This is a genomic window from Hydrocarboniphaga sp. (assembly GCF_028291725.1).
GTDB lineage: Bacteria > Pseudomonadota > Gammaproteobacteria > Nevskiales > Nevskiaceae > Hydrocarboniphaga.
Map to the genome: position 1 here is coordinate 45,730 of NZ_JAQGNT010000051.1, position 21,071 is coordinate 66,800.

Annotated in this window: 21 protein-coding genes; 10 read left to right on the plus strand and 11 right to left on the minus strand. The window is 63.9% G+C overall.

What is annotated here, in order from left to right:
* Together JWQ90_RS14380 and JWQ90_RS14385 are read left to right on the plus strand one after the other, a co-directional pair.
* Entirely contained in the window at positions 1–843 is an 843-nt protein-coding gene (locus JWQ90_RS14380; protein WP_299695420.1) for an AraC family transcriptional regulator, read from the plus strand.
* An 89-nt stretch (positions 844–932) separates the two neighbouring features.
* Entirely contained in the window at positions 933–1,922 is a 990-nt protein-coding gene (locus tag JWQ90_RS14385) for an MBL fold metallo-hydrolase (protein ID WP_299695421.1), read from the plus strand.
* 12 nt (positions 1,923–1,934) lie between these two features.
* On the opposite strand, the gene JWQ90_RS14390 is transcribed toward JWQ90_RS14385, so the two are convergent.
* Positions 1,935–2,219: an antibiotic biosynthesis monooxygenase family protein gene (locus tag JWQ90_RS14390; RefSeq protein WP_299695422.1), complete on the minus strand. Its 285-nt coding sequence runs from the start codon at positions 2,217–2,219 to the stop codon at positions 1,935–1,937.
* A 20-nt stretch (positions 2,220–2,239) separates the two neighbouring features.
* Positions 2,240–4,624 carry a TonB-dependent receptor gene (locus JWQ90_RS14395; RefSeq protein WP_299695424.1) on the minus strand — a complete coding sequence of 795 codons (2,385 nt, stop codon included), beginning with the start codon at positions 4,622–4,624 and terminating at the stop codon, positions 2,240–2,242.
* A gap of 88 nt (positions 4,625–4,712) precedes the next feature.
* Between JWQ90_RS14395 and JWQ90_RS14400 the strand changes: the two genes are divergently transcribed.
* Entirely contained in the window at positions 4,713–5,264 is a 552-nt protein-coding gene (locus JWQ90_RS14400; RefSeq protein WP_299695426.1) for a VOC family protein, read from the plus strand.
* 17 nt (positions 5,265–5,281) lie between these two features.
* Here the strand turns inward: JWQ90_RS14400 and JWQ90_RS14405 are convergent, their stop codons facing one another.
* Positions 5,282–5,458 (minus strand): hypothetical protein, encoded by a 177-nt coding sequence (locus JWQ90_RS14405; RefSeq protein ID WP_299695428.1) that lies wholly within the window; start codon positions 5,456–5,458, stop codon positions 5,282–5,284.
* A 37-nt stretch (positions 5,459–5,495) separates the two neighbouring features.
* On the opposite strand from JWQ90_RS14405, the gene JWQ90_RS14410 reads away from it, so the two are divergent.
* Positions 5,496–5,699: a hypothetical protein gene (locus tag JWQ90_RS14410; protein WP_299695430.1), complete on the plus strand. Its 204-nt coding sequence runs from the start codon at positions 5,496–5,498 to the stop codon at positions 5,697–5,699.
* 227 nt (positions 5,700–5,926) lie between these two features.
* Here JWQ90_RS14410 and JWQ90_RS14415 read toward each other — a convergent pair whose 3' ends face one another.
* Positions 5,927–6,415, minus strand: a complete 489-nt coding sequence (locus JWQ90_RS14415) for a nuclear transport factor 2 family protein (protein ID WP_299695432.1) — start codon at positions 6,413–6,415, stop codon at positions 5,927–5,929.
* Between the two features lie 386 nt (positions 6,416–6,801).
* Here JWQ90_RS14415 and JWQ90_RS14420 point away from each other — a divergent pair, with 386 nt between their 5' ends.
* Positions 6,802–7,200, plus strand: a complete 399-nt coding sequence (locus JWQ90_RS14420; protein WP_299695434.1) for a PaaI family thioesterase — start codon at positions 6,802–6,804, stop codon at positions 7,198–7,200.
* Positions 7,201–7,221: 21 nt separating this feature from the next.
* Here JWQ90_RS14420 and JWQ90_RS14425 read toward each other — a convergent pair whose 3' ends face one another.
* Entirely contained in the window at positions 7,222–7,986 is a 765-nt protein-coding gene (locus JWQ90_RS14425) for an IclR family transcriptional regulator C-terminal domain-containing protein (protein ID WP_299695436.1), read from the minus strand.
* A gap of 198 nt (positions 7,987–8,184) precedes the next feature.
* On the opposite strand from JWQ90_RS14425, the gene JWQ90_RS14430 reads away from it, so the two are divergent.
* The 4 genes from JWQ90_RS14430 to JWQ90_RS14445 all read left to right on the plus strand — a co-directional run bounded on the left by JWQ90_RS14430 (position 8,185) and on the right by JWQ90_RS14445 (position 13,313).
* The gene (locus JWQ90_RS14430) at positions 8,185–9,744 is read left to right on the plus strand and encodes an AMP-binding protein (protein WP_299695438.1); all 1,560 of its coding nucleotides are present in this window, start codon (positions 8,185–8,187) and stop codon (positions 9,742–9,744) included.
* A 21-nt stretch (positions 9,745–9,765) separates the two neighbouring features.
* Positions 9,766–10,902 (plus strand): MaoC family dehydratase N-terminal domain-containing protein, encoded by a 1,137-nt coding sequence (locus tag JWQ90_RS14435; RefSeq protein ID WP_299695440.1) that lies wholly within the window; start codon positions 9,766–9,768, stop codon positions 10,900–10,902.
* A gap of 191 nt (positions 10,903–11,093) precedes the next feature.
* Positions 11,094–12,305, plus strand: coding sequence for a CaiB/BaiF CoA-transferase family protein (locus JWQ90_RS14440; RefSeq protein WP_299695442.1), 1,212 nt, complete (start codon positions 11,094–11,096; stop codon positions 12,303–12,305).
* A gap of 87 nt (positions 12,306–12,392) precedes the next feature.
* Positions 12,393–13,313 carry an SDR family NAD(P)-dependent oxidoreductase gene (locus JWQ90_RS14445; RefSeq protein ID WP_299695444.1) on the plus strand — a complete coding sequence of 307 codons (921 nt, stop codon included), beginning with the start codon at positions 12,393–12,395 and terminating at the stop codon, positions 13,311–13,313.
* Positions 13,314–13,417: 104 nt separating this feature from the next.
* Here the strand turns inward: JWQ90_RS14445 and JWQ90_RS14450 are convergent, their stop codons facing one another.
* The 5 genes from JWQ90_RS14450 to JWQ90_RS14470 form a co-directional block, all read right to left on the minus strand.
* Positions 13,418–14,188 (minus strand): enoyl-CoA hydratase/isomerase family protein, encoded by a 771-nt coding sequence (locus JWQ90_RS14450; RefSeq protein ID WP_299695446.1) that lies wholly within the window; start codon positions 14,186–14,188, stop codon positions 13,418–13,420.
* A 374-nt stretch (positions 14,189–14,562) separates the two neighbouring features.
* Entirely contained in the window at positions 14,563–15,330 is a 768-nt protein-coding gene (locus JWQ90_RS14455; protein WP_299695448.1) for an enoyl-CoA hydratase-related protein, read from the minus strand.
* Positions 15,330–16,601: an acetyl-CoA hydrolase/transferase C-terminal domain-containing protein gene (locus JWQ90_RS14460; RefSeq protein ID WP_299695450.1), complete on the minus strand. Its 1,272-nt coding sequence runs from the start codon at positions 16,599–16,601 to the stop codon at positions 15,330–15,332. Before JWQ90_RS14460 ends, JWQ90_RS14455 begins: the two co-directional genes overlap by 1 nt.
* Positions 16,598–17,488, minus strand: coding sequence for a CoA ester lyase (locus JWQ90_RS14465; protein ID WP_299695452.1), 891 nt, complete (start codon positions 17,486–17,488; stop codon positions 16,598–16,600). Before JWQ90_RS14465 ends, JWQ90_RS14460 begins: the two co-directional genes overlap by 4 nt.
* 46 nt (positions 17,489–17,534) lie before the next feature.
* Positions 17,535–18,701 (minus strand): acyl-CoA dehydrogenase family protein, encoded by a 1,167-nt coding sequence (locus JWQ90_RS14470; RefSeq protein WP_299695453.1) that lies wholly within the window; start codon positions 18,699–18,701, stop codon positions 17,535–17,537.
* 262 nt (positions 18,702–18,963) lie between these two features.
* On the opposite strand from JWQ90_RS14470, the gene JWQ90_RS14475 reads away from it, so the two are divergent.
* A complete protein-coding gene (locus JWQ90_RS14475; RefSeq protein WP_299695454.1) occupies positions 18,964–20,172 on the plus strand; it encodes a CoA transferase in 1,209 nt (402 codons plus the stop codon).
* Between the two features lie 70 nt (positions 20,173–20,242).
* Here JWQ90_RS14475 and JWQ90_RS14480 read toward each other — a convergent pair whose 3' ends face one another.
* Positions 20,243–21,043: an IclR family transcriptional regulator gene (locus JWQ90_RS14480; protein ID WP_299695455.1), complete on the minus strand. Its 801-nt coding sequence runs from the start codon at positions 21,041–21,043 to the stop codon at positions 20,243–20,245.
* Between the last annotated feature and the right edge of the window lie 28 nt (positions 21,044–21,071).

Genomic DNA, 21,071 nt, shown 5'->3' on the forward strand with positions numbered 1-21,071 from the left:
ATGAGCGCCTTCGCCGATAACTTCGACCCCGTCCGCACGCTGCTCGCTCGGCTGGAGACCCTGGCGACCAGCGGTGCGGCCGGCGATTACAGCTGCATCACCGCGCGCCGCGAACATGGCGCCCGATCGGTCGATATCGATCGGCCGCAGCTGGCGATTCTGGTAAAGGGGCGCAAGCAGGTGCGAGGCGCCGGCCTGTCGCTGGATCTCGCGGCGGGCGAGATCCTGTTGATGGCGCGGCGCTGCGCACTGGACGTGGTCAATGTTCCGGACCCGGTCACCGGCCTGTACCTGACGCTGATGATCCCGCTGTGCGCCGAGGTGGTTGACGCCACCCGGCTGATCTGGGGCCGCGAATCGCCGACTGCTGGCGATCCGATCGCCAGCATCGCACTGCGTGATCTGCTCGCGGAACTGGATGACTGGGTGCGCGCGGTCGAGAGCGGCCAGATGACCGATGCGCGGCTCGCCATGACCGCTGCGATGCTGCGTCTGTGCAGTCTGGGCCACACCGGCCTGCTGGTGCCGCCCTCGCAGACGTATGCCGATCGCATTCGTGAGCGGGTCCGCGCGGACCCCACGCGCAACTGGCAATCGCAGGACATCGAGGCCGCGTTCGGGCTGAGCGGCGCGACGCTGCGGCGGAGGCTGGCGGATGAGAACCACAAGCTGCGCGATGTGATCGCGCATGCGCGGCTCGCCTGCGCGCTGGAGCTGCTGTACACGACGCGCTGGCCGATCAAGACCGTGGCGGCGCGCGTCGGTTACCAATCCGTGTCCAGCTTCGTGGAGCGCTTCGTCGAGCGCTACGGCCTGGACCCCGGCAGTATCGGAAACGCCTGATCCCAGTGCGAGCGGCGGACAGCGCTTTTTGAGCATTTGGCGGCGGCTTGATCGCCTAATGTGTCGTCGACATCGACCGGAGACTCGTGATGCCGATCAAGACCATTTCGCTCACCATTGGGCGGCGCACTTGCGTCGCAGCGCTCACTGCCATCCTGCTCGGCCTGGCCAGCCTCACGCAGGCGGCAGCACCCACCCCTCAACAGCAGCCCGGCTATTACGCGATGAAGCTCGGCAACGTGCGCGTCACCGCGCTGCTCGATGGATTTCTGCCACTGCCTCTGAGCGATTTGTCCGGCATCGACAAGGATCTCGCGCAGGATCTGGTCCGCTCCGCCTACGTGCCGCAGACGGCGGAGGGTCTGCAGACCGCGTTTACCGCCTACCTGATCGATACCGGCAAGGAGCAGGTGATGATCGACGCCGGCACCTCGCAGTGCTTCGGCCCGACGCTGGGGCAGGTACCCAAGCAGCTGCGCGCAGCAGGCTACGATCCGGCCGCGATCGATCACATCCTGATCACTCATGCGCATCCGGATCACCTGTGCGGCATTGCCGACGCCAGCGGCAAGCCGATCTATCCGAACGCAACCGTCTGGCTGGCTGACGAGGATGCGCAGTATTGGCTGGACCCGGCGTCCGAAAAGACCGCGAACGCATTCCTCAAGCCGCTGTTCGGCATGGCGCGTCGCGCAACCGCCGGCTACATCGCCGCAGGGCGCCTGCAGCGTTTCAAAGTGGATGCGAGGCTTCCTGCCGGAATCACGCTGATCCCGACGCATGGCCATACACCGGGCCACAGCAGCTACCTGGTCGATGGCGGTGATGGCCAGAAACTGCTGGTGTGGGGCGACATCGTTCACTACCACGCCGTGCAGTTCGAGCATCCGGACGCGGTCTATGCCGGTGATAGCGATTCCTCGCGGGCGAGCGCCCAACGCCTGCAGCTATTCAGCCGCGCCGTCGACGGGCATTGGTGGATCGCCGGTGCCCATCTGCCGTTTCCGGGAATAGGCCACCTGAATCGTGCAGGCGACGCATTCACCTGGGTGCCGGTCGAATACTCGCCGCTGCAGTAGAGCGAGCGCCGCTCAAGCCATCTGGAAATGTTCCATGCTGCCGCCTTTCGAGTAGCGGCCGATCAGGGCGCGCACCTCGCCGCAGACGGGAGCCTTGTTGTAGGCGGCGTGCGCATCCATGCTTTGCCATTCGACCAGCAGCATGAACTTGCCGGGGTTTTCGACACCCCGACCCAGGTTCACCGACATGACGCCGGGCACGGCGGCCAACAAGCCGATGCCCGTGTCCTTCATCGCAGCAGAGAACCCTTCTTCCTGGCCCTCTCGTATCAGCAGTTCTGCACGTTCCAAAAGCATCTGATCTCTCGGCTATTTCTTCAGAATTTGGCGCTGACCGACACGCCATACGTCAGCGGCGGGCTCCACACGCTGCCGATACCGAGGGTGTTGAACAACACCTGTGTCTGGTAGTGCTCGTTGGTGACGTTGTCCCCGAATACGGCCACGGTATAGCGCCGGCTCGGGTCAACCCATTGGGTCCTGAGCGACAGCAGCGGATAAGCATCCTGCTTGAACTGCTGCTCCGGATCGAAATAGAACGAGGACGTGTAGTACAGGTTGCCCGATAGCGTGAACTCGCCGATATCCGCCGGAATGCGGTAGCTCGAACCCAGCGTGGCCGTGTAATCCGGCGCGCGCTGCATGCGATAACCGCTCGCATCGGTCGTGACTTCAACGATCGACCCCGAACCCGATGCGCAATAGCTCGGCGAACCTGCCGACGCCTGCGGATCGCAGTAGCCGTAGAACGGTGCGCCGGCAAACGAGCGGTAGCGTGCGTGTGTCCAGGTGCCGCCGGCATTGACGTTCAGATTGCGGTTCAGGCTGTAGCGAACCTGGCCTTCGAGGCCGTAGATCCTTGCGCTCGCCGCATTGGTGATGTTGGCAGCGCCGTTCTGGAAGCTCGATACCTGCAGATCCTTGTAGTCGTAGAGGAAGCCTGCCAGATCGGCAGCCCAGGTCCGCGTCTCGTACTTGTACCCGAGTTCGAAGGCCTTGTTCTTCTCGGGCGCGACGGGCTTTTGCGAGTCGCCGCCCACATTCAGGATGCCGGCCTTGTAGCCCTGCGCGTAAGAGGCGTAGACGCTCGACAGATCGCCCGGTTTGTAGCGCAGCACGACGCGCGGCGAGAAGCTGTTGCGCTTGAGCTTGTCGACCGGAATCCGGGTTTCAGGCGGGCCGCTGAACGGGACGTTCTCGCCATCCGGCCCGGTGTAGCCGGTGAAGGGCGTGAACTGGTTGGTCTGAAAATAAGCGTCGGTGACCAGGTCATGGCTATAGCGGCCGCCTGCCGTCAGAAACAGCTTCTCCGGCACGAGTTCATAGCTGAGGTCGGCAAACGCGGCCGTCGATTTCGTTTTGGTGCTCGACCCGCCAAACGGAGTCAGGTCCGTCGTACTCGGATCGAAGCCGAAGGACGGGATCAGGCCCGCGGCCTGGATATCCGACCAGTCGTCGGTGTACTGGAAGTAGTTGGCGCCGGCGGTCCACTGCAAGCGCGAACCCGGCTTCGAGTTGAGCACGAATTCCTGGGAGAACGTCGTGTCCTTCACATTCACCAGCAGCGTGAACAGGGGAACGGCCGTGGCATCCAGATCGGCGTGATAGGGCGTGTGATCGTAGCGGTACTGCGTGTAGGACGTGAGATCCGCCTCGCCGAGATCGGCCTTGACCGTGCCCTGTACCGTATCGGACTTCGCTTTGAAGCCCACCGGTTGATTCAACAGCACCTGCCGGGGCGCGGTCGCGTAGCTGCCCGCGGTTGCATTGAGATTGATCAGTGCCAGACCCTGGGTGCTGCTCTTGCCGTAGCTGGCCTGCGGGTCGGCTACCGTGTCGAAGAAGCCGGTCTGCCCGGTGGTATCCACAAAGGCGTTGACGAGTTGCGTGGTCGGGTCGTCGACGGAGGCATGTTCGTAACGCAGCAGCACCGATACGGTATCGGACAACTGGACTTTGAGGCCGGTGCGGGCCGACCAGTCATCGTACTTGCCGATGTGGTCATCGCCGTTGCCGGCATCGGTGAAAAAGCCATCGCCGCGGCGCAGCAGCCCTTCGACGTCAAGCGCCACGTTCTCGCCCAGGCCCGTGGTGCCGTAGGCCTGGACCGTCGACGTGTTGAAGCGGCCGTAACCCACGCGGATTTCGCCCGAAGTGTCGACGCTGGGATCGGCGGTCGATACCAGGATGGCGCCACCGGTGGTGTTGCGTCCGAACAAGGTGCCCTGCGGCCCTTTGAGCACCTGGATGTTCTTGACCTCCATCAGCTGGAAGTTCGACACATAGGTATTCGGCTGAAAGAACCCGTCGACATAGATGCCGACGTTGGGGCCGCCGCCCGAGGTCGTGATCGCGGTACCCACGCCGCGAATCGTCGGCTGCATCGCAGGGCCCTGCGTATCGAAGCGCAGCCCCGGCGTCAGCTTCGCGGTGTCCGACAGCTGGGTGACATTAGCCGTGGCGAGCTGATCGACCGACAGTGTGGTGATGGTGATCGGCACATCGCGCGATGCCTCTTCGCGGCGCTGGGCCGTCACGACGATCTCTTCGATCTGGCCGTCGCTGCCGGCATCGGTCTGCGCTTCGGTTGGCGGGTTTGCCGTGTCGGTCGCTTGTGCAATGGCCAAAGGACTGCCGACGAAGTTTGCCCCTGCCGCCACGGCGCCCGCCGTCAGAGCGCGGACCAATCGGCTCGATGTCATGCTTTCTCCCTGCACTGGCGCTATTTATTTACACATAGTATCGAGGCCGGCGGCGGGACCGCCCGCCACTAGGCGACACCGATGTTGATTGACGTGGAGCATATCGGAAAAGTCTCGTGATGGAACGATGTCCCCCCGCGACCTCGCCTTCGCCAATCCCAAGTATCAGCCCTGGCGCTTCTTGTCCTGTGTGTCCTTGCGATGCATGATGTTTTTTGGGTCGCGATGGCCGCAAACAAAAAAGGAGAACGCGATGATCGTGCAAAGCCTCGACCATGTGAACATTCGTGTGAAGAACCCGGCGGCGACCATCGCCTTCTTCAACGATGTGCTGGGCATGCCGTCCTCGCCGGTACGCGCGAGCTGGCTGACCGACGCTACCGGCAAACCCGTCGTCCATGTCGGCGGCGCCGATTCAGCTTATCCGTCCGACAGCTGGCGGCCGTTCGAGGCCAGCGACGACAGCGGCGTGATCCATCATGTTGCGCTGTTATGCAGCGGTTTCGATGCCGTGCTCGCGCGGCTTCGCGAGTGTGGCCTCGATCACAATACCAACGAGGTGCCGCAGATGAATCTCAGACAGATATTCGTGGCGGAGCCGGGCGGGGTTTTGCTGGAGCTGAATTTTCGAGGCGACTGAGCGAGCCTTGCAGGCATCTATCGATGCCGCAGTCCGCCGTTGTCATCGGCAAGCTTCACCCCAAGCGATTTCTGCTGCAGGGCCGTCGCGTGATACTGGCCGACCGGCATCGGAAATTCCAGCAACTGGCGCTCCGTCCAGGTCCGCGCCAGCTGATCCCAGGTTTCGCCCGAGATCATCTGCTGGTCGAGCATTCCTCCACCGTCTTGATGATCGCCCTGGCAGCGAGAAATGCCTCATTACATCCGCGACTTCGTCCCTGGCGGCCCCTTCTTCTTCACTGTCGCCTTGATCGATCGCGATGCGGACGCGATCGAACAGGCTGCAAAGGAGATTGGTAGCCTGGCGCAGCCGTTCGCGGCTGACGTTACCGATGAGGCGGGCATTGGCGCTGTCATGGCTGACATTGCACGCAAGCACGGATGCTGTTCCTGACGTCGTCGCGTGCCCGCTTCATCACCGCTGAGACGCTGCGCGTCATTGGCGGTTACGCTGCGGGATATTGAATGCTTGGCCGCTGCCCACCAGTCGGAGGTCGTGCCCTTTGAGCCGAGCACGGGCGTAGGCCCGTCGTCCGGACTCAGCTGCGGCTTCCTCTCAATGGTGGTGTTGCGCGGCAATGCCCCTGCGGAATCGGGTAGGGCGCGTGATCGCGCGTCAGTTCAGCTCTTCAGCAGTTGCTGCCGGGTGAAGGGATCATCGCCGACGAACAAGGGCTTGCCGATGAAAGCGGCGATACGCCACTGGCCATCCGGCTCCAGCCGGAAATCCATGTGGCAACGCGTAATCATGGCCGGGGTGATGGTCATTCGCACCGGCGGCTGTCCTTCGCCGGCATAGCTGACGTTGGTGAAGAAAACCGTGGCGTTCTGTTTGTCCTTGATCGCAACCCGCATGTTGAGGAAGGTATGGGCGCCGACGCGCACGCCGTCCTTGTGCTGGCTGGGGATGCGCGCCAGGCGATCGGTGTAGAACTTGGTGATGACTTCGTGACCTTTGTACGGCGTGTCGCCAACGAAGAAAACGCCGTCCGTCGTATACAAGTCGGCGATGTTGAGCCCGTTGTTGCTGTCGATCTCATGGGCGAATTCCGATACGAGCTGCTGCAGCTGGAAGGCAATGGCTGCCGATTCCGGATCAAATTGGGGCATGGTTTGTCCTGGCGTTGTATTCATGGTCGAAGGAGGCAGAAGACGAGGTCTCAGGGCTCCGGATACCGGATCGGTGCTCCCTCTCTCCCGAGGGCACCTCACTGCCAAATACTGTACTTCAAAAGTATGCCGGAGGCGTCTCCCGCTGCGTAGGAGTCAATGAACAGCGTCGTTGTTCAGCGGTGGTGCAGGGCGGGGAGGTGCCGCTATTCGCTATGCTGCCGATCTCAGGTCGCCACGTCGGGAGAAATCCCGTGGTCGCCGTCTCTATTTCGACATCAAAGGGCCGGGCTTGGCTGCACCCGGTTGCTTTGGTGCAGGCTTGCGGCTTTGCCGCCAACAGGTGAGTGATGAGCGATACACCGGCGACCGGCGACTGGCGCGAAATGAAGTTTGGCGGCCTGATCGGACGGATAGGCCCGCTGCTCGCACGGCGGCATGGGGATACCTGGCACTACGGCCTGCGCACCGGGGACGAGCACGGCAACCCGATCGGCGTGATTCATGGCGGGACGCTGATGACGCTGCTTGATCAGACGGCGACCTTGGTTGCGATTTGGCTGACCGGCGAGAAAGCCGTCATGACCGTGCAACTGGACACGCGGTTTCTGGCTCCGGCGAAGGTCGGCGAGCTGATCGAAGGGGAGGCACGCCTGCGTCACCGTACGCAGTCGATGCTGTTTCTCGATGCGGCGCTGAGTGTTGACGGGCGGCCCGTGGCAGATGCCTCGGTGATCATGAAGATCCTGCCGCGATCGACCAAGCTCGTACCCAAGGACGGTTGAGCGGGCTGATTGGCGCATTCGTTAAGCCGATGCTTCGCCGCTGAGCTGGCTGGACAGCTCCTTTGCAGCGGAAGCGAGGGCCGCCTGCAGATCCGGGAGGCCTGCCCGTTTCAGGGCGCTGCCGATACCGATGGCGACCAGGGCGTGGCTTAGCTTCGCGCGTGTTTTCCAGACCGGCGCCGCCAGCACGGTCACCCCCGCAATGTAGTTGCTATCGTCGATGGCAAACCCTTGGAGCCGTGTCTGCCTGACCTGCGCTTTCCATTCATCCAGCGTGGGTGGTTCATCCCAGCGCAGCAGTTTGAACCTCGCCTCCAGCTCGGCTTCGGAGTGATCTCCGAAGGCCGCAATGCAGCGGCCGGTCGCGCTGATCAGCCCCGGAAAGCGGCTTCCGATTTGTGCGCTGAGCTGAAAGTTGGGCCCCAACTGTGAAACGGCGACGACGATGATGTGGTCGAGGCCGACGATATGCACGCCGAGCATCGTCACTTCGAAGCTTCGGCTGATGCGATCCAGCATCGGCTGGGCCAGGTCGTTGAAGCGGTCGCGCCTGAGCCAGTGCCGCGCGAGTGTCAGAACTCCGGCCTCGAGCGAATACCGTTTGGTATCGGCGTCAAAGGCGACGAACTCCTCGGCGACCAGGGCCCTGAGCACGTAGAGGCAGGTACTCGGCACCAGTCCCAACTCGCGTGCGATGGCTTGCAGACCGAGCGGTACATCGCTTTTTCCGAGTAGGCGCAAGACCGCCGCCGCTCGCGAAATCGCCGGTGCCTTGCTCGCTTCCATGGCTTTGGCGAGATCACGATCCGGCCGCGGGGTGCGTGGCCCTTGTTCTGTCATTGGGAAACTCGTCGGGGAGGCGGTTTGTTCAATATATAGAATCTTATTCTGTATTTGCAATGAATTATGGCTTGCGGCATAGTCTCGCCACTTCGAGCGGCCCTGCAGACTCGCAGTAGGTTCGAACAAAAAATCACTAGATCGATGCTCAAGCTCACTGAATACAAACGCTACGCAGACGCCCAGGCGCACGCCAATTCAAACGCGCTGTGGGAGCTGTTTGACGGAAATCGCGAATACCTCAACATCGCCAACGAATGCATCACTCGCCATGCGGATGGCTCGGGTCGCGCGGCCGTACGTATTGCGCATGCCGGCGGTGTCGACGAGATTCTGAGCTTCGACGAGATTGCGGCCGGCTCTGCTCGTTTCGCGCACTGGCTGGTCAACAACGGTGTTCAGCCGGGCGACCGCATCGCCTTCATGCTGGAGCCCTCACTGCCGTTCTATTTGAGCCTGTTCGGCGCGATCACGATGGGCGCGATCAGCGTGCCGATGTTCACGCTGTTCGGGCTCGATGGCCTGCGCCTGCGCCTCGACGACTGCAAGCCGAAGTTGCTGATCACCAATGCGGAAAAGGCGGCGATCGCCAATCAGATCGAAGGCGTCCGCGTGGTCGTCGCGAATAACGCCCTGCTCCAGGAGATGGCGAGCCTGCCGAGCACGTTCGAGACGAAGACGCGCGCTGACGACATGGCCGTCTTCCAGTACACCTCCGGCACCACGCGCGAATTGCCGGCGGCGGTCAAACATACGCATCGCGCCCTGGTGACGCTGATGTTCGCGGCGCTGTACGGCACCGGTATCCGGCCGGGCGACGAGTACTTCTGTCCTTCGTCTCCGGCCTGGGGCCACGGTCTTTGGCATGGCACGCTGGCGCCGCTGGGGCTGGGCGTCACCACCGGCACTTTCGCCGGCCGCTTCGATGCGGTGCGGCTGATGAAGGCGCTGCAGGATTACAAGATCACCAACATGTCCGCGGCCGCCACGCACTACCGGATGATGAAGAACACCGGCAAGGCGGCCGAGTTCAAGTTCCATTTCAAGAAACTGTCGTTCACCGGCGAGCCTATCGATCCGGCGACGCTGGAGTTCATCGACCAGACTTTCCATGTGCCGGCCTGCAGCATGTACGGCACCACCGAAATCGGCGTGGTGCTGGTCAACTATCCCGGCGCGGAAGATTTCGTGGTCAAGCCCGGCTCACTCGGCAAGCCGATTCCCGGCCTGAAGCTGCAGGTGCAGAAGCCGGATGGAACGGAGTCGGACCCCGGCGTGGTCGGCGAGCTGATGCTGTGGAAGCGCGATCACTGGGAGACCACCAAGGACCTCGCCAAAGTCGATGAGGAAGGCTATCTCTATCACTGTGGTCGCGCCGACGACGTGATCATCTCCGCGGGCTGGACGATGAGCGCGGTCGAGATAGAAGCCACTCTGCTCAAACATCCCGACGTGCGCGAAGCCGCGGTGATCGGCGTGCCGGATGCGACTCGCGGCCAGGTCGCGAAAGCCTTCGTCGTCAGCGCGCGCGCGCCCAGTGAAGAATTTGTCGACGAGCTGAAAACCTTCACGCGCGAGCGGCTGAGTCAGCACGAATTCCCGCGCCACATTGCGTTTGCGAGTGAGCTGCCCAAGACCCCCGCAGGCAAGGTACATCGCAAGGTCCTGCGCGATCGCGAAGCCGCACAAGCAAAGATCAACTGAAAGAACTCAAGGAGAACCACCATGGCTGACGGCAGCAATCGTTTCCCCAAAATCACCGAAGAAGGGCTTGCGGACCTCCGCAAGCGCATCGGCGTTCCCATCACCGATACGGTCGAGCCTTGGAATTTCGAGGCCACACGCGACGGCATTCGCCACTACGCACACGGCATCGGCGACGACAACCCGCTGTGGTGCGATCCGGCCTATGCGGCGAAGACCAAGTTCGGTGGCGTCGTGGCGCTGCCGAGCTTTCTGTTCTCGACCAGCCGCATCGTCTCGGGCTATTGCGGCGGCCTGTCCGGCGTTCACGCCATGTGGGCCGGTGCCGACTGGACCTGGCACAAGCCGGTACTGCGTGACGACGTCGTCACCACGCAGGCTTATCTGAAGGATCTGATCGAGCACAACACGCGCTTCGCCGGCCGCTCGTTCCAGCAGATCTATCATGTCGACTTCTTCGTCAAGGGCGAAAAAGTGGCCGAGGCCGATTCCTGGGTCTTCCGCACCGACCGTGACGAAGCGCGAGAGCGCGGCACCAAGTACACCGAGGCCCGCGGCCGCGTCGAGAAGTTCACCGACGAGCAGCTCGCCGAGTACGGCAAGCTCTACGAGGCCGAGGAAATCCGCGGCGCCAACATCCGTTACTGGGAAGACGTCAAGGACGGCCAGATCATCCCGCGCATGATGAAGGGCCCGATGACGGTGACCGGTTTCATCGGTTACGCGCAGGGCTGGGGTGGCCTCTACATCCGCGCCAACAAGCTCGCCTGGAAGATGCAGACCAAGCATCCCGGCCTGGGCATCAAGAACCGCTTCGGCGTGCCGGATTGCCCCGAGCGCGTGCATTGGGACGAGGCGTTCGCGCTCGAAGTCGGCGCGCCGGGCGCGTACGACTACGGGCCCGAGCGTTGCTCCTGGCTGACGCATCAGCTCACCAACTGGATGGGTGACGATGGCTTCCTGCGCAAGAGCAAGTGCCAGATCCGTCGCCACAATCCGGACGGCGACGTGATCTTCATCGACGGTGTCGTGACTCGCAAGTATGTCGAGGACGGCAGGCATCTGGTCGAAATCAGCCAGAAGGCCATTACCCATCGCGATGAGCTGTCCGCGAGCGGCGTTGCGCTCGTCGAGCTGCCGAGCCGCGGCACCCAGTAAGTTAAGTCTTGCGGTAGACCATCCCCGGCAGTGCCGCATGATGCGAGCGCTGTCGGGGATTCGCCGTTTATGAGCCCTCCTACCCGGCTGCCATTCCCGCGAAGGCGGGAATCCAGAGGCCGGTCGAAAAACTGGATTCCCGCCTGCGCGGGAATGACGGTTTCAAACTTCGGTTCGCAGGATTAAGGTCCATGCAAGATACGAAATCCAACTGGGCCGGGCCACTACAGGGCATCCGCGTACTCGACTTCACCCGCGTGCTGGCCGGCCCCGCGGCCTCGCTGGCGCTGGCCGACCTGGGCGCCGAGGTGCTGAAGATCGAACCGCCCGGAGCCGGCGACGACACCCGCACTTTTCCGCCGTTTCGCGAGGAAGTGAGCCATTACTTCATCAGCGGCAATCGCGGCAAAAAAAGCATCGTCGTCGATCTGAAAACCGAGGCCGGCCTGGCCCTGGCCAAGGACCTGGCAGCGAAGTGCGACATCCTGGTCGAGAACTATCGGCCCGGCGTGATGGATCGTCTCGGGCTGGGATACGAGGCGCTTTCCGTAATCAATCCACGGCTGATCTACTGCGCGATATCCGGCTTCGGCATGACCGGCCCGTTGCGGGACCGGCCTTCTTTCGACATCGTCGTGCAGGCGCTGTCCGGTGCCCTGAGCGTCAACGGAGAACCGGGCGGCCTGCCGACGAAACTCGGCATTCCGCTCGGCGATCTGGTCGGCGGTGTCAACGGCCCTATCGGCATCCTCGCGGCGCTGTACGAGCGCAGTGTGACCGGCCGCGGACGTCTGATCGATATCAGCCTGCTCGACGGCGTCATCGGCATGCTCGGTTACCTGGCGCAACTCGCGTTCTTCACCGGCGAAGATCCCAAGCCGCAGGGTTCGCAGCATCCCAACCTGGTGCCTTACGGCGTGTTTCCGGCCAGGGATGGCTCGATCATCATCGCCTGCCTGACCAACAGTTTCTGGGAGCGCATCTGCAAGGCGCTGGGCCTGCAGGAGCGGATCCTGGATCCCCGCTTCGACAGCCTGCAGAAACGCCGCGACCATCGCGACCTGGTCAACCAGATGATCTCCGAGGTGACCTCGCAGAAATCGGTCGACGAACTCGCGGCGATCCTGGAGGAATACCAGGTTCCGCATGCGCCGATACTCGGGATCAGGGAGGCGCTGGCGCAACCTCAGGCGGTGGCCAGGGAAATGGTGGTCGAGGCGGATCATCAGGTTCTGGGCAAGATCCCGATCGTGAGTCGCTCGATCAAATTCCCGGGCGACCGGCAACCCGATCCGGCAGCGCCGCCGGTGCTGGGCCAGCACACCGACGACATCCTCAGAGACATCCTGGGGCTGACGGCCGAACAGATTCACGCACTGCGTATGTCGAAAGTCGTGGCCTGAGTCCGGGCACGGGTCGGACGAAGAAAACACCAGTGCTGATCAGCTAAGCTTCGGCCGTGCGTCCAAAAAAATGGAGAGGAGTTTTCCGTGTCTGAACTCAGATTCGACAATCGCGTGGCCGTGATCACCGGAGCCGGCCGCGGCCTGGGCCGCGCCTATGCCTTGCTGCTTGCGTCCAAGGGCGCAAAAGTCGTCGTCAACGATCCGGGTGTCAGCCTGCAGGGCGAGGGCGTCGACATCGGGCCGGCGCAGGAGGTCGTCAACGAGATCAGGGCGGCGGGCGGTGAAGCGGTGGCCTGTACCGATACCGTTGCAACGCCCGACGGTGGCCAGGCGATCGTGCAGACGGCGCTCGACCACTACCGACGCATCGATATCCTGATCCACAACGCCGGCAATGTGCGCCGAGCCCCGTTGAAGGACATGAGCTATGAGGACTTCGATGCGGTGCTCGACGTGCATCTGCGCGGCGCCTTTCACGTGCTGCGGCCCGCATTCCCGTTGATGTGCAAGGCCGGTTACGGCCGCATCGTGCTGACCTCGTCGGTCAGCGGCATCTATGGCAATGCCCAGGTCGTCAACTACGCGACGTCGAAGACCGGCATGATCGGACTTTGCAATGTCGCGGCGCTCGAGGGTGCGGCTGAAGGCGTGAAGTGCAACATCATCGCGCCCGGTGCGGTGACGCGCATGGCCGAAGGCCTGGATATCTCAGCCTACCCGCCGATGGGTCCCGAACTGGTCGCGCCGATGGTGGCGTGGCTGGCCCACGAGCGCTGCTCGGTCACCGGCGAGATCATGGCGGCCATCGCCGGCCGCCTGGCGAAGATGTACATCGCGGAAACTCCCGGGGTCTACCAGCCGTCGTGGTCGGTGGAGCAGGTCGACGAGCGGATGGGCGCCATCCGCGAGACGGGCACACCCTGGGTGTTTGCTGTCGTGCCTACGGGTCAGAGCGACCACATTCGCCGCAGCTTCGAAATGGCCCGCAAGGGCGCAGGCCCTTAAACGTAGGTCGGCAATCCTCTGCCGACGTGAGGCAGCGATTGCGCATCCGAGGGTGCATGTCGGCAAAGGATTGCCGACCTACGTTTTACAGATTGCCGCCGCTCTCAGCGGCCGATGAACACACCCGCGCGGCGCTCGGCCATTGCGCGGACGCCTTCGGCGAAATCCTCGGTGACTTTGAGCTTCAACTGTTCCCGGTGCTCGTGCAGCAGCGTTGTTCTGACCTGCTCGGCCAGGTCACCGCGCAAGCTCGCGCGCGTGGCGAGCAGCGACAGCGGCGCGTTCTCTGCGATCTCGCCGGCAAAGGCGAGTGCGGCTTCACGCAGCGAATCCGTGCTGGCGATGCGGTCGACGAGTCCCCAGGACAGCATCTCTTCGGCCTTGTACCTGGCGGCGCTGAGCATCATCTGCGTCGCACGCTGATGCCCGATCACGCGCGGCAAGGTGCAGGTGAGGCCGAAGCCCGGATGAAAGCCGAGCTTGACGAAGTTGGCGGAGAAGCGCGCCTCTGGCGTCGCGACGCGGAAATCGGCGGCGACGGCCAGGCCGAGTCCGGCGCCGATCGCCGCGCCCTGTACGGCCGCTACGATGGGCTTGCGGGAGGCGAAGATGCGCAGCGCCTGGTCGTAGAACTCGCGTAGCGGATCGTCGCCCTGCGCGCCAAAACCGTTGGGCGATACCAGGTCGGCACCGGCGCAGAACGACTTGCCCTCGGAGGCGAGCACGACGGCGCGCACCTGCGGCTCCTGATTCAGGCGTTCGAGCGCATCGGCCAACAGGCGTAGCAGACCCACGGTCGCGAAGTTCTGAGGGGGATTCTGGAACAGCAGGAGTGCTATGTTTCCCCGAACGTGTACGTCGAGTTGCTCTGTCATTGGCGCGTATCCGGTAGGTTTCAGTCGACAACCATAACCGCGCTTCTTGCTCACATTCAACGGCCTTTCCGCTGATCGAGCACATCGACGAACTCCGTAGTGCGTTCGCTCACGTCCGTCGTGTCAAGCCATTCCACAAGGTGAGCGTGGGCATGGGCTAATAGGTTGAACTGTGTAGGTTGGGGTGAGCGCAGCGAACCCCAACATCGGCGCGGAACAATGTTGGGGTTCGCTGCGCTCACCCCAACCTACAGGCTACAGGCAGGCGGCGGTGGGCCGGAGTGGAGTCTGGCCCCCATCCCAGCCTTCCCCCGCAACCGGGGTAAGGAGCCGGACAGTTCCGCGGATTGTCCCTTTAAGTTGCCGCCACTCGCCTACCGGCCCTTCCACTGTGGCTTGCGCTTTTCCGCGAAGGCGCTCGGGCCTTCCTTCGCGTCGTCGCTGCAGTAGGTGTATTCGTGCGCGGCGCGGGCCGCCTGCAGGGCGGCGGAACGGCCCATTTCGGTGGCCAGCATCACCGTCTCGCGGCCGGCTTTCACCGACAGCGGCGCGCCGTCGAGAATTTCCTTGGCGAGTTCGATGGCGGTGTCCATCAGCGCGGCGGGTTCGGCGATGCGATTGACCAGGCCGATCTCGTAGGCGCGCTGCGCGGTGATGGGCTTACCGGTGAGGATGATCTCCATCATGATCCGCTGCGGGATCATGTGGATCAGCGGCGCGGCCCAGGGCGAGCCGCGGCCGACCTTGACCTCGGTGATCGCGAATTTCGCCGCGGTGCTGGCGACGCAGAGGTCGCAGCCCTGGGCGATCATCCAGCCGCCCGCGAAGGCGACGCCGTTGACCGCGGCGATGGTCGGCTTCGACACCTGGATGTTGTCGTAGAGCATCGGGAACATGTCGCGCGGCGGCACCTGCAGCTGGCGCTCGACCATCTCTTTCAGATCGCCGCCGGCGCAGAAGGCTTTTTCGCCGCTGCCGGTGAGAATCGCCACGCGCAGGGCCGGGTCGCGCTCGAAGCGATCCCAGGCGGCGAACAGCCCTTCGCGGACTTCGCGGCTCAGCGCGTTACGCGTATCGGGCCGGTTGATGGTGAGAATCGCGATGCCGTCTTCGCGGGCATCGAACAGGACTGCGTCGCTCATCAGAAACCTCGCGTCAGAGTGGCGTGGGCCGCGCGCTCGAGTTCCTCGCGGAAATTCGGATGCGCGATGGCGATCAGGCGGCGCGTGCGCTCGGCCAGGGTCTGGCCCTTGAGCTCGGCGGCACCGAACTCGGTGACGATCACATCGACATCGCTGCGTGCGGTCGTCACCGGGCCGGACAGACCCGTGACGATCTTGCTGATGCTGCCGCCCTTGGCGGTCGAGGGCAGCGCGATGATCGAGCGGCCGCCGCGCGAACGCGAGCCGGCACGCACGAAGTCCACCTGGCCGCCGGTGCCGCCGAGGTAAGCGCTGCCGCTCTGTTCGGCATTCACCTGGCCGCTGAGATCGACTTCGAGTGCGGAGTTGATCGTGACCAGGCGATCGAGTTGCGCCAGCACCGCCGCGTCGTGCGTATACGCGGTGCTGCACATGCGGATGCTCTTGTTGCGATGCGCGAAGTCGTACAGGCGCTTGGTGCCGATGAAGGCGCCGTTGATCGACACGCCGGTGTCGATCGCCTTGCGCGCATTGGTGACGACGCCGGCCTCGACGAGGTCGACCAGGCCGTCGCCGAGCATGCCCGAATGCACGCCGAGATCGCGCCTATCCAGCAGCAGCCTCAGGATCGCATCGGGCACCGCGCCGACGCCGGTCTGCAGCACCGCGCCGTCTTCGATATAGGCAGCTGCGAACTTGGCGATCGCCTCGTCGGTTTCACCGATCTTGGCCGCCGCGACTTCCACCGGCGGACGCGATACCTGCACCGCGCAATGGATACGTGAAGCATGCAGCGTATCGCCGCAAGTGAACGGCACCTGGTCGTTGACTTCGGCGATGACGACGCGCGCTTTCGCGACCATCGCCTGCACGAAATCGCCGATCAGGCCGTAGCTGTGGTTGCCGTCGGCATCGGCCGGGCTGAGCTGCACGAAGGCGACGTCGCAGCCGATAACGCCCTGCTCGATCATCGGGCCGATCTGGCTGACGTGGCAGGGCACGATGCCGAGCTTGCCCGCGGCGGTCAGCGTGCGCAGCGTGCCGATCGCGCCCATGCTGGTCAGCGCGATCTTGCTCGCGGCCTCGACCGTCAGCAGCTTGGAGAAGCTGGTGGCGGCGAACGCGGACAAGCCGCCGATGCTGTCGGCCTGCGCGATCAGGGTTTCGATCAGCGTCGTTGGTTCACCGCAGGCCTGACCCCAGACGATGCGGTCGCCGGGCCTCAGGAACTGGCGAAGATCCAGACCTGCGGCGTTGGTCTTCACCGTCACGATTTCGCCGCCAGCTTCAGCAGCGCCTGCGCGCGAAGCAGGTGCGGGCGATCCAGCATCGCACCCTTGAAGCCGATGGTGCCGACACCCGGATTGGCGGCGAACAGGTCGACGATTTGCTGCGCGGCCGAGATGTCTTCGGCGCTCGGCGAGAAGGTTTCGTTGATCACGTCGATCTGCGCCGGATGGATCGCCAGCATGCCGCGCCAGCCGGCGCGCCGCATCTGCGCGGCGCGCTTGCGCAGGCCGGCTTCATCGCGGAAATCGCCGTGGATGGTTTCGATCGCGGCGACGCCGGCCGCCGCCGCGCCGACCAGGCACAGGCTGCGCGCCAGCTCGTAGGTGAAGTCGTAGCCGCCGTAATCGCCGCGGTTGTCGCTGGCGCCGAGCGCGGTTGCCAGGTCTTCGCCACCCCAGGTCATCGCGACCACGCGCGGCACACCGGCATAGCTGCCGATCGCGAGCATGCTCTCCGGCATTTCGGTGACCAGCAGCATGACTTTGGTCGAGCCGATCTCGGTGCCGGCGGCGGCTTCGAACGCGGTCAGGTAATGGTCGAGCAACTCGGCATCGGCGCGGCTGCGCGGCTTGGGGAACAGGATGCCGGCCGGAGCGGCGGGCATCACCGCGGCGAGGTCGGCCAGTGCGTACTCGGTCTGGATCGGGTTGATGCGCACCCACAGCCGCTCGCGATGCGCAGTCTGGGCCTTGAGAAACGCGGTGACCATGGCGCGCGCCTTGGGTTTCTCCGCGTCGGTGACTGCGTCCTCGAGATCGAAGATGACGATGTCTGCGGTGCTGGCGGTCGCCTTCTCCATCTTGCGTTCGCTGTCGCCCGGTGCGAACAGCCATGACCGTGCGTTGAAGTTCGATTCCTGATTCGCCATGGGTTCCGCCATTCCTCTGTTGGGCTTTTTGTTGCCCGGCAACTTATCAGTAGGACTTCGGAAGCTCCAGCACCTTTTCGGCGATGTAATTCAGGATCATGTGTGGGCTGACCGGTGCGGTCCTCGGGATCAGCACTTCGCGCAGCAGGCGCTCGATGTGATACTCCTGCGCATAGCCCATGCCGCCCAAGGTCAGCATCGCGGTATGACAGGCCTCGAACGCGGTTTCCGCCGCGAGATACTTGCCAGCATTGGCCTCGACGCCGCATTCCTCGCCTTTGTCGAACAAGGTGGCCGCCTTCATCACCATCAGGTTGGCCGCCTCCAACTGCATCCAGCACTTCGCCAGCGGGTGCTGAATGCCCTGGTTCATGCCGATCGGGCGATCGAACACGATGCGCTCGCGGGCGTACTGGGCAGCACGTGTGAGCGCCGCGCGGCCGATGCCGATCGCCTCTGCGCCGAGCAGGATGCGTTCGGGATTTAGGCCGTGCAGGATGATCTTGAAGCCGTCGCCTTCCTTGCCGATGCGGTCTTCCTCGGGAATCCACAGGTCGTTGATGAACAGCATGTTGGAATCGACCGCGTGCCGGCCCATTTTGTGGATCAGCTTCACTTCGATCTTGGAGCGGTCCAGATCGGTGAAGAACAGCGACAGGCCGTCGGTCTTGCGCTTCACGTCTTCGAGCGGCGTGGTGCGCGCCAGCAGCATCATCTTGTTGGCGACCTGGGCGACCGAAATCCAGATCTTCTCGCCGTTGACCCAATAGCCGCCGTCGCGCTTTTCGGCGCGTGTCTTGAGCTTGGTGGTGTCGAGGCCGACATTGGGCTCGGTGACCGCGAAGCAGATGCGGTCCTCGCCGCTCAATACCTTCGGGATCATCCGCTGCTTCTGTTCCTCGGTGCCGAAGATCGACACCGGCTGCATGCTGAACACCGGGCCGTGGATGCTGGAGGCAGCGGTCATGCCGCCGCCGGCTTCGGCAACCGCCTGCATCATGATCGCCGCCTCGGTGATGCCGAGTCCCGCGCCGCCGACCGCTTCGGGCATGGCAATGCCGAGCCAGCCAGCTTCGGCCATCGACTGATGGAAATCGAGCGGGAAGACGCCTTCCCGATCGCGCTCCAGCCAGTATTCGGGCGAGTACTGCGAGCAATGCTTGAGGATCGCGTCCCTGACGTTCTGCTGGTCCGGGGTGAGTGAGAAATCCATGGTTTCGAACTCTGGTCTGAAAGGGCGGGAATAGCCGCCTGGGATTCCGTGCCGTCGCCTGAGGGGCGATGGCGATCGTTCCGATATTAGCTCAGCAAACCGGAATGCGTATGCCTTACCATAGATGCGTCCTGCTCCTTCCCCCGCGTGCGGGAAGGTTGGGATGGGGGCAGACGATAGCGCCGCGCCTTCATGCCCCCACCCCAACCCTCCCCCGCACGCAGGGGAGGGCGCTCGTTTTTATACTTGAGAGGAGAACATCATGATCAATCCCAACAAGGGCACCGGCCCGCTCGCCGGCGTGCGGGTGATTGATCTGACCGCGATGGTCATGGGGCCCTACAGCACCCAGATCATGGCCGACATGGGTGCGGACGTGATCAAGATCGAGCCTCCGGCCGGGGACAACACCCGTTACATCTCGGTGGGCCCTGCGCCTGGATTGAGTGGCGTGTTCGTCAACGTCAACCGCGGCAAGCGCAGCGTGATGCTCGACCTGCAGACCGCCGAGGGCAAGAAAGCGCTGCGGGCGCTGATCGAGACCGCTGACGTCTTCATCCACTCGATGCGCTCCAAGGCGATCGCGAGGCTAGGCTTCAGCTATGCCGACGTCTGCGCGATCAATCCGGCTATCGTCTACACCAATTGCTACGGCTACAGCCGGCGCGGTCCCGACGGCGACAAGCCGGCCTATGACGACACCATGCAGGCGGAATGCGGGCTCACCCACGTGCAGCAATTGCTGACCGGCAGGGCGGATTTCGTCGGCACCATCATGGCGGACAAGGTTGCCGGTCTGACCGTGCTTTACGCCACGACGATGGCGCTGTTTCATCGCGAGCGCAGCGGCGAGGGCCAGGAGGTGGAGGTTGGCATGTTCGAGACCATGGCCTCGTTCATGCTGGTCGAGCATGCCAACGGCGCGATGTTCGATCCGCCGCTGAGCAAGGCGCACTATCCGCGCGCGGTCGCGCCCAACCGCCGTCCGTATCGCACCAGGGACGGCTACGTCGCCGCGCTGATCTACAACGACAAGCACTGGTCGCTGTTCGTCGATGCGGTGAAACCCGCCTGGGTCGGCCCCGAGCTGGCCACGCTCGCGCAGCGCGCGCGGCAGATCGACAAGGTCTACGGCCTGCTGGGTGAAACCTTCCTGGAGCGCACCACCCAGGAATGGCTGGATCTGCTGCTCAAGCTCGGCATCCCGGCGGCGCCGCTGCGCACCACTGACGAGCTGTTCGACAACCCACATTTGAACGCGGTCGGTTTTTTCGAGACGCTCGACACGCCGCAGGGCAAGGTGCGTTTCCCGGGTGTCCCGACCTGGTTTTCGCAGACGCCGGGCAAGGTTGCCGGCCCCGCACCGGCGCTCGGCGCCGACACGCACGACGTGCTGGAGGAAGTGGGCATTTCAGCGGCGGTGGTCGAGACCGCACCCATTGTCGTCGTGTCGGAAGAAGGTCCGGCCTAAAACCCGTAGGGCGGGAGCATCCCGTCGTGTTGCCGTGAAAGGCGGGATGCTCCCGCCCTACGACCTCTCATCAGGTGCGCGCTGGTCTTCTATAGCCTAGCGTGGCGGAGATCAGGTCCACCTCGTCGAGTACCAGGCGCGCCAGCTCGTCACGCCGGCCTTTGACTGAACGCGAACTGGGCGCCGCGACGATCAGCGCGCCGATCACGGTTCCGGCGGCGTCGTGGATCACGCTGGCGGTTCCGGATGCGCCCTCGGAGGCCTGGTCGACGGTTTGCGACACGCCGGTTTCGCGCGTCTGCGCGATCGCTTCGGCGAGCATGCGCTTGTCGGTTTCCGTGTCCGCCGTCAGTGCCTGCGGCTTGAGGTTGCGTAAATAGCGCCGCAGTTCCTCTTCCGGAGAGGCCGCCAGCAGCGCTCGCCCGCCGGCGGTGCAGTACAGGGGGCGCCGGTCGCCGACCGAGATGGCGAAGCGCACCGCGTTGCGGCTTTCGATGACATCGACGTAGGTCATCGTGCCGGTTCCCTTGTCGCGGACGCCGAACAGCACGGTTTCGTTTGAGCGCTCCGCCAGGCGCCGCATGCCCTCGCGGATCAGATCCGAGGATTGCAGGCTCCGCCGCGCTTCCAGCAGCGCGCTGCCGAGGCCGAAGGCAGCCGGCCCGAGACGAAAGACACCGTCCGAGGACACGACGAAATCAGCGTCCGCCAGGCCGCGTAGCAGCGCCGCCAGGCTGCTTTTCGGCGCGCTGAGAACGCGGCTGAGCTGCGCCAGGCTGACCGGCTTGGTGCTGGCGCAGAGTGCTTCCAGAATCTGGATCACCCGAGTGACCGACTGCGGTGAATTCAGACGGCGATCATCGGTGAGCATGGGGCTTGGACTCCGCGGCAGCTTGCAT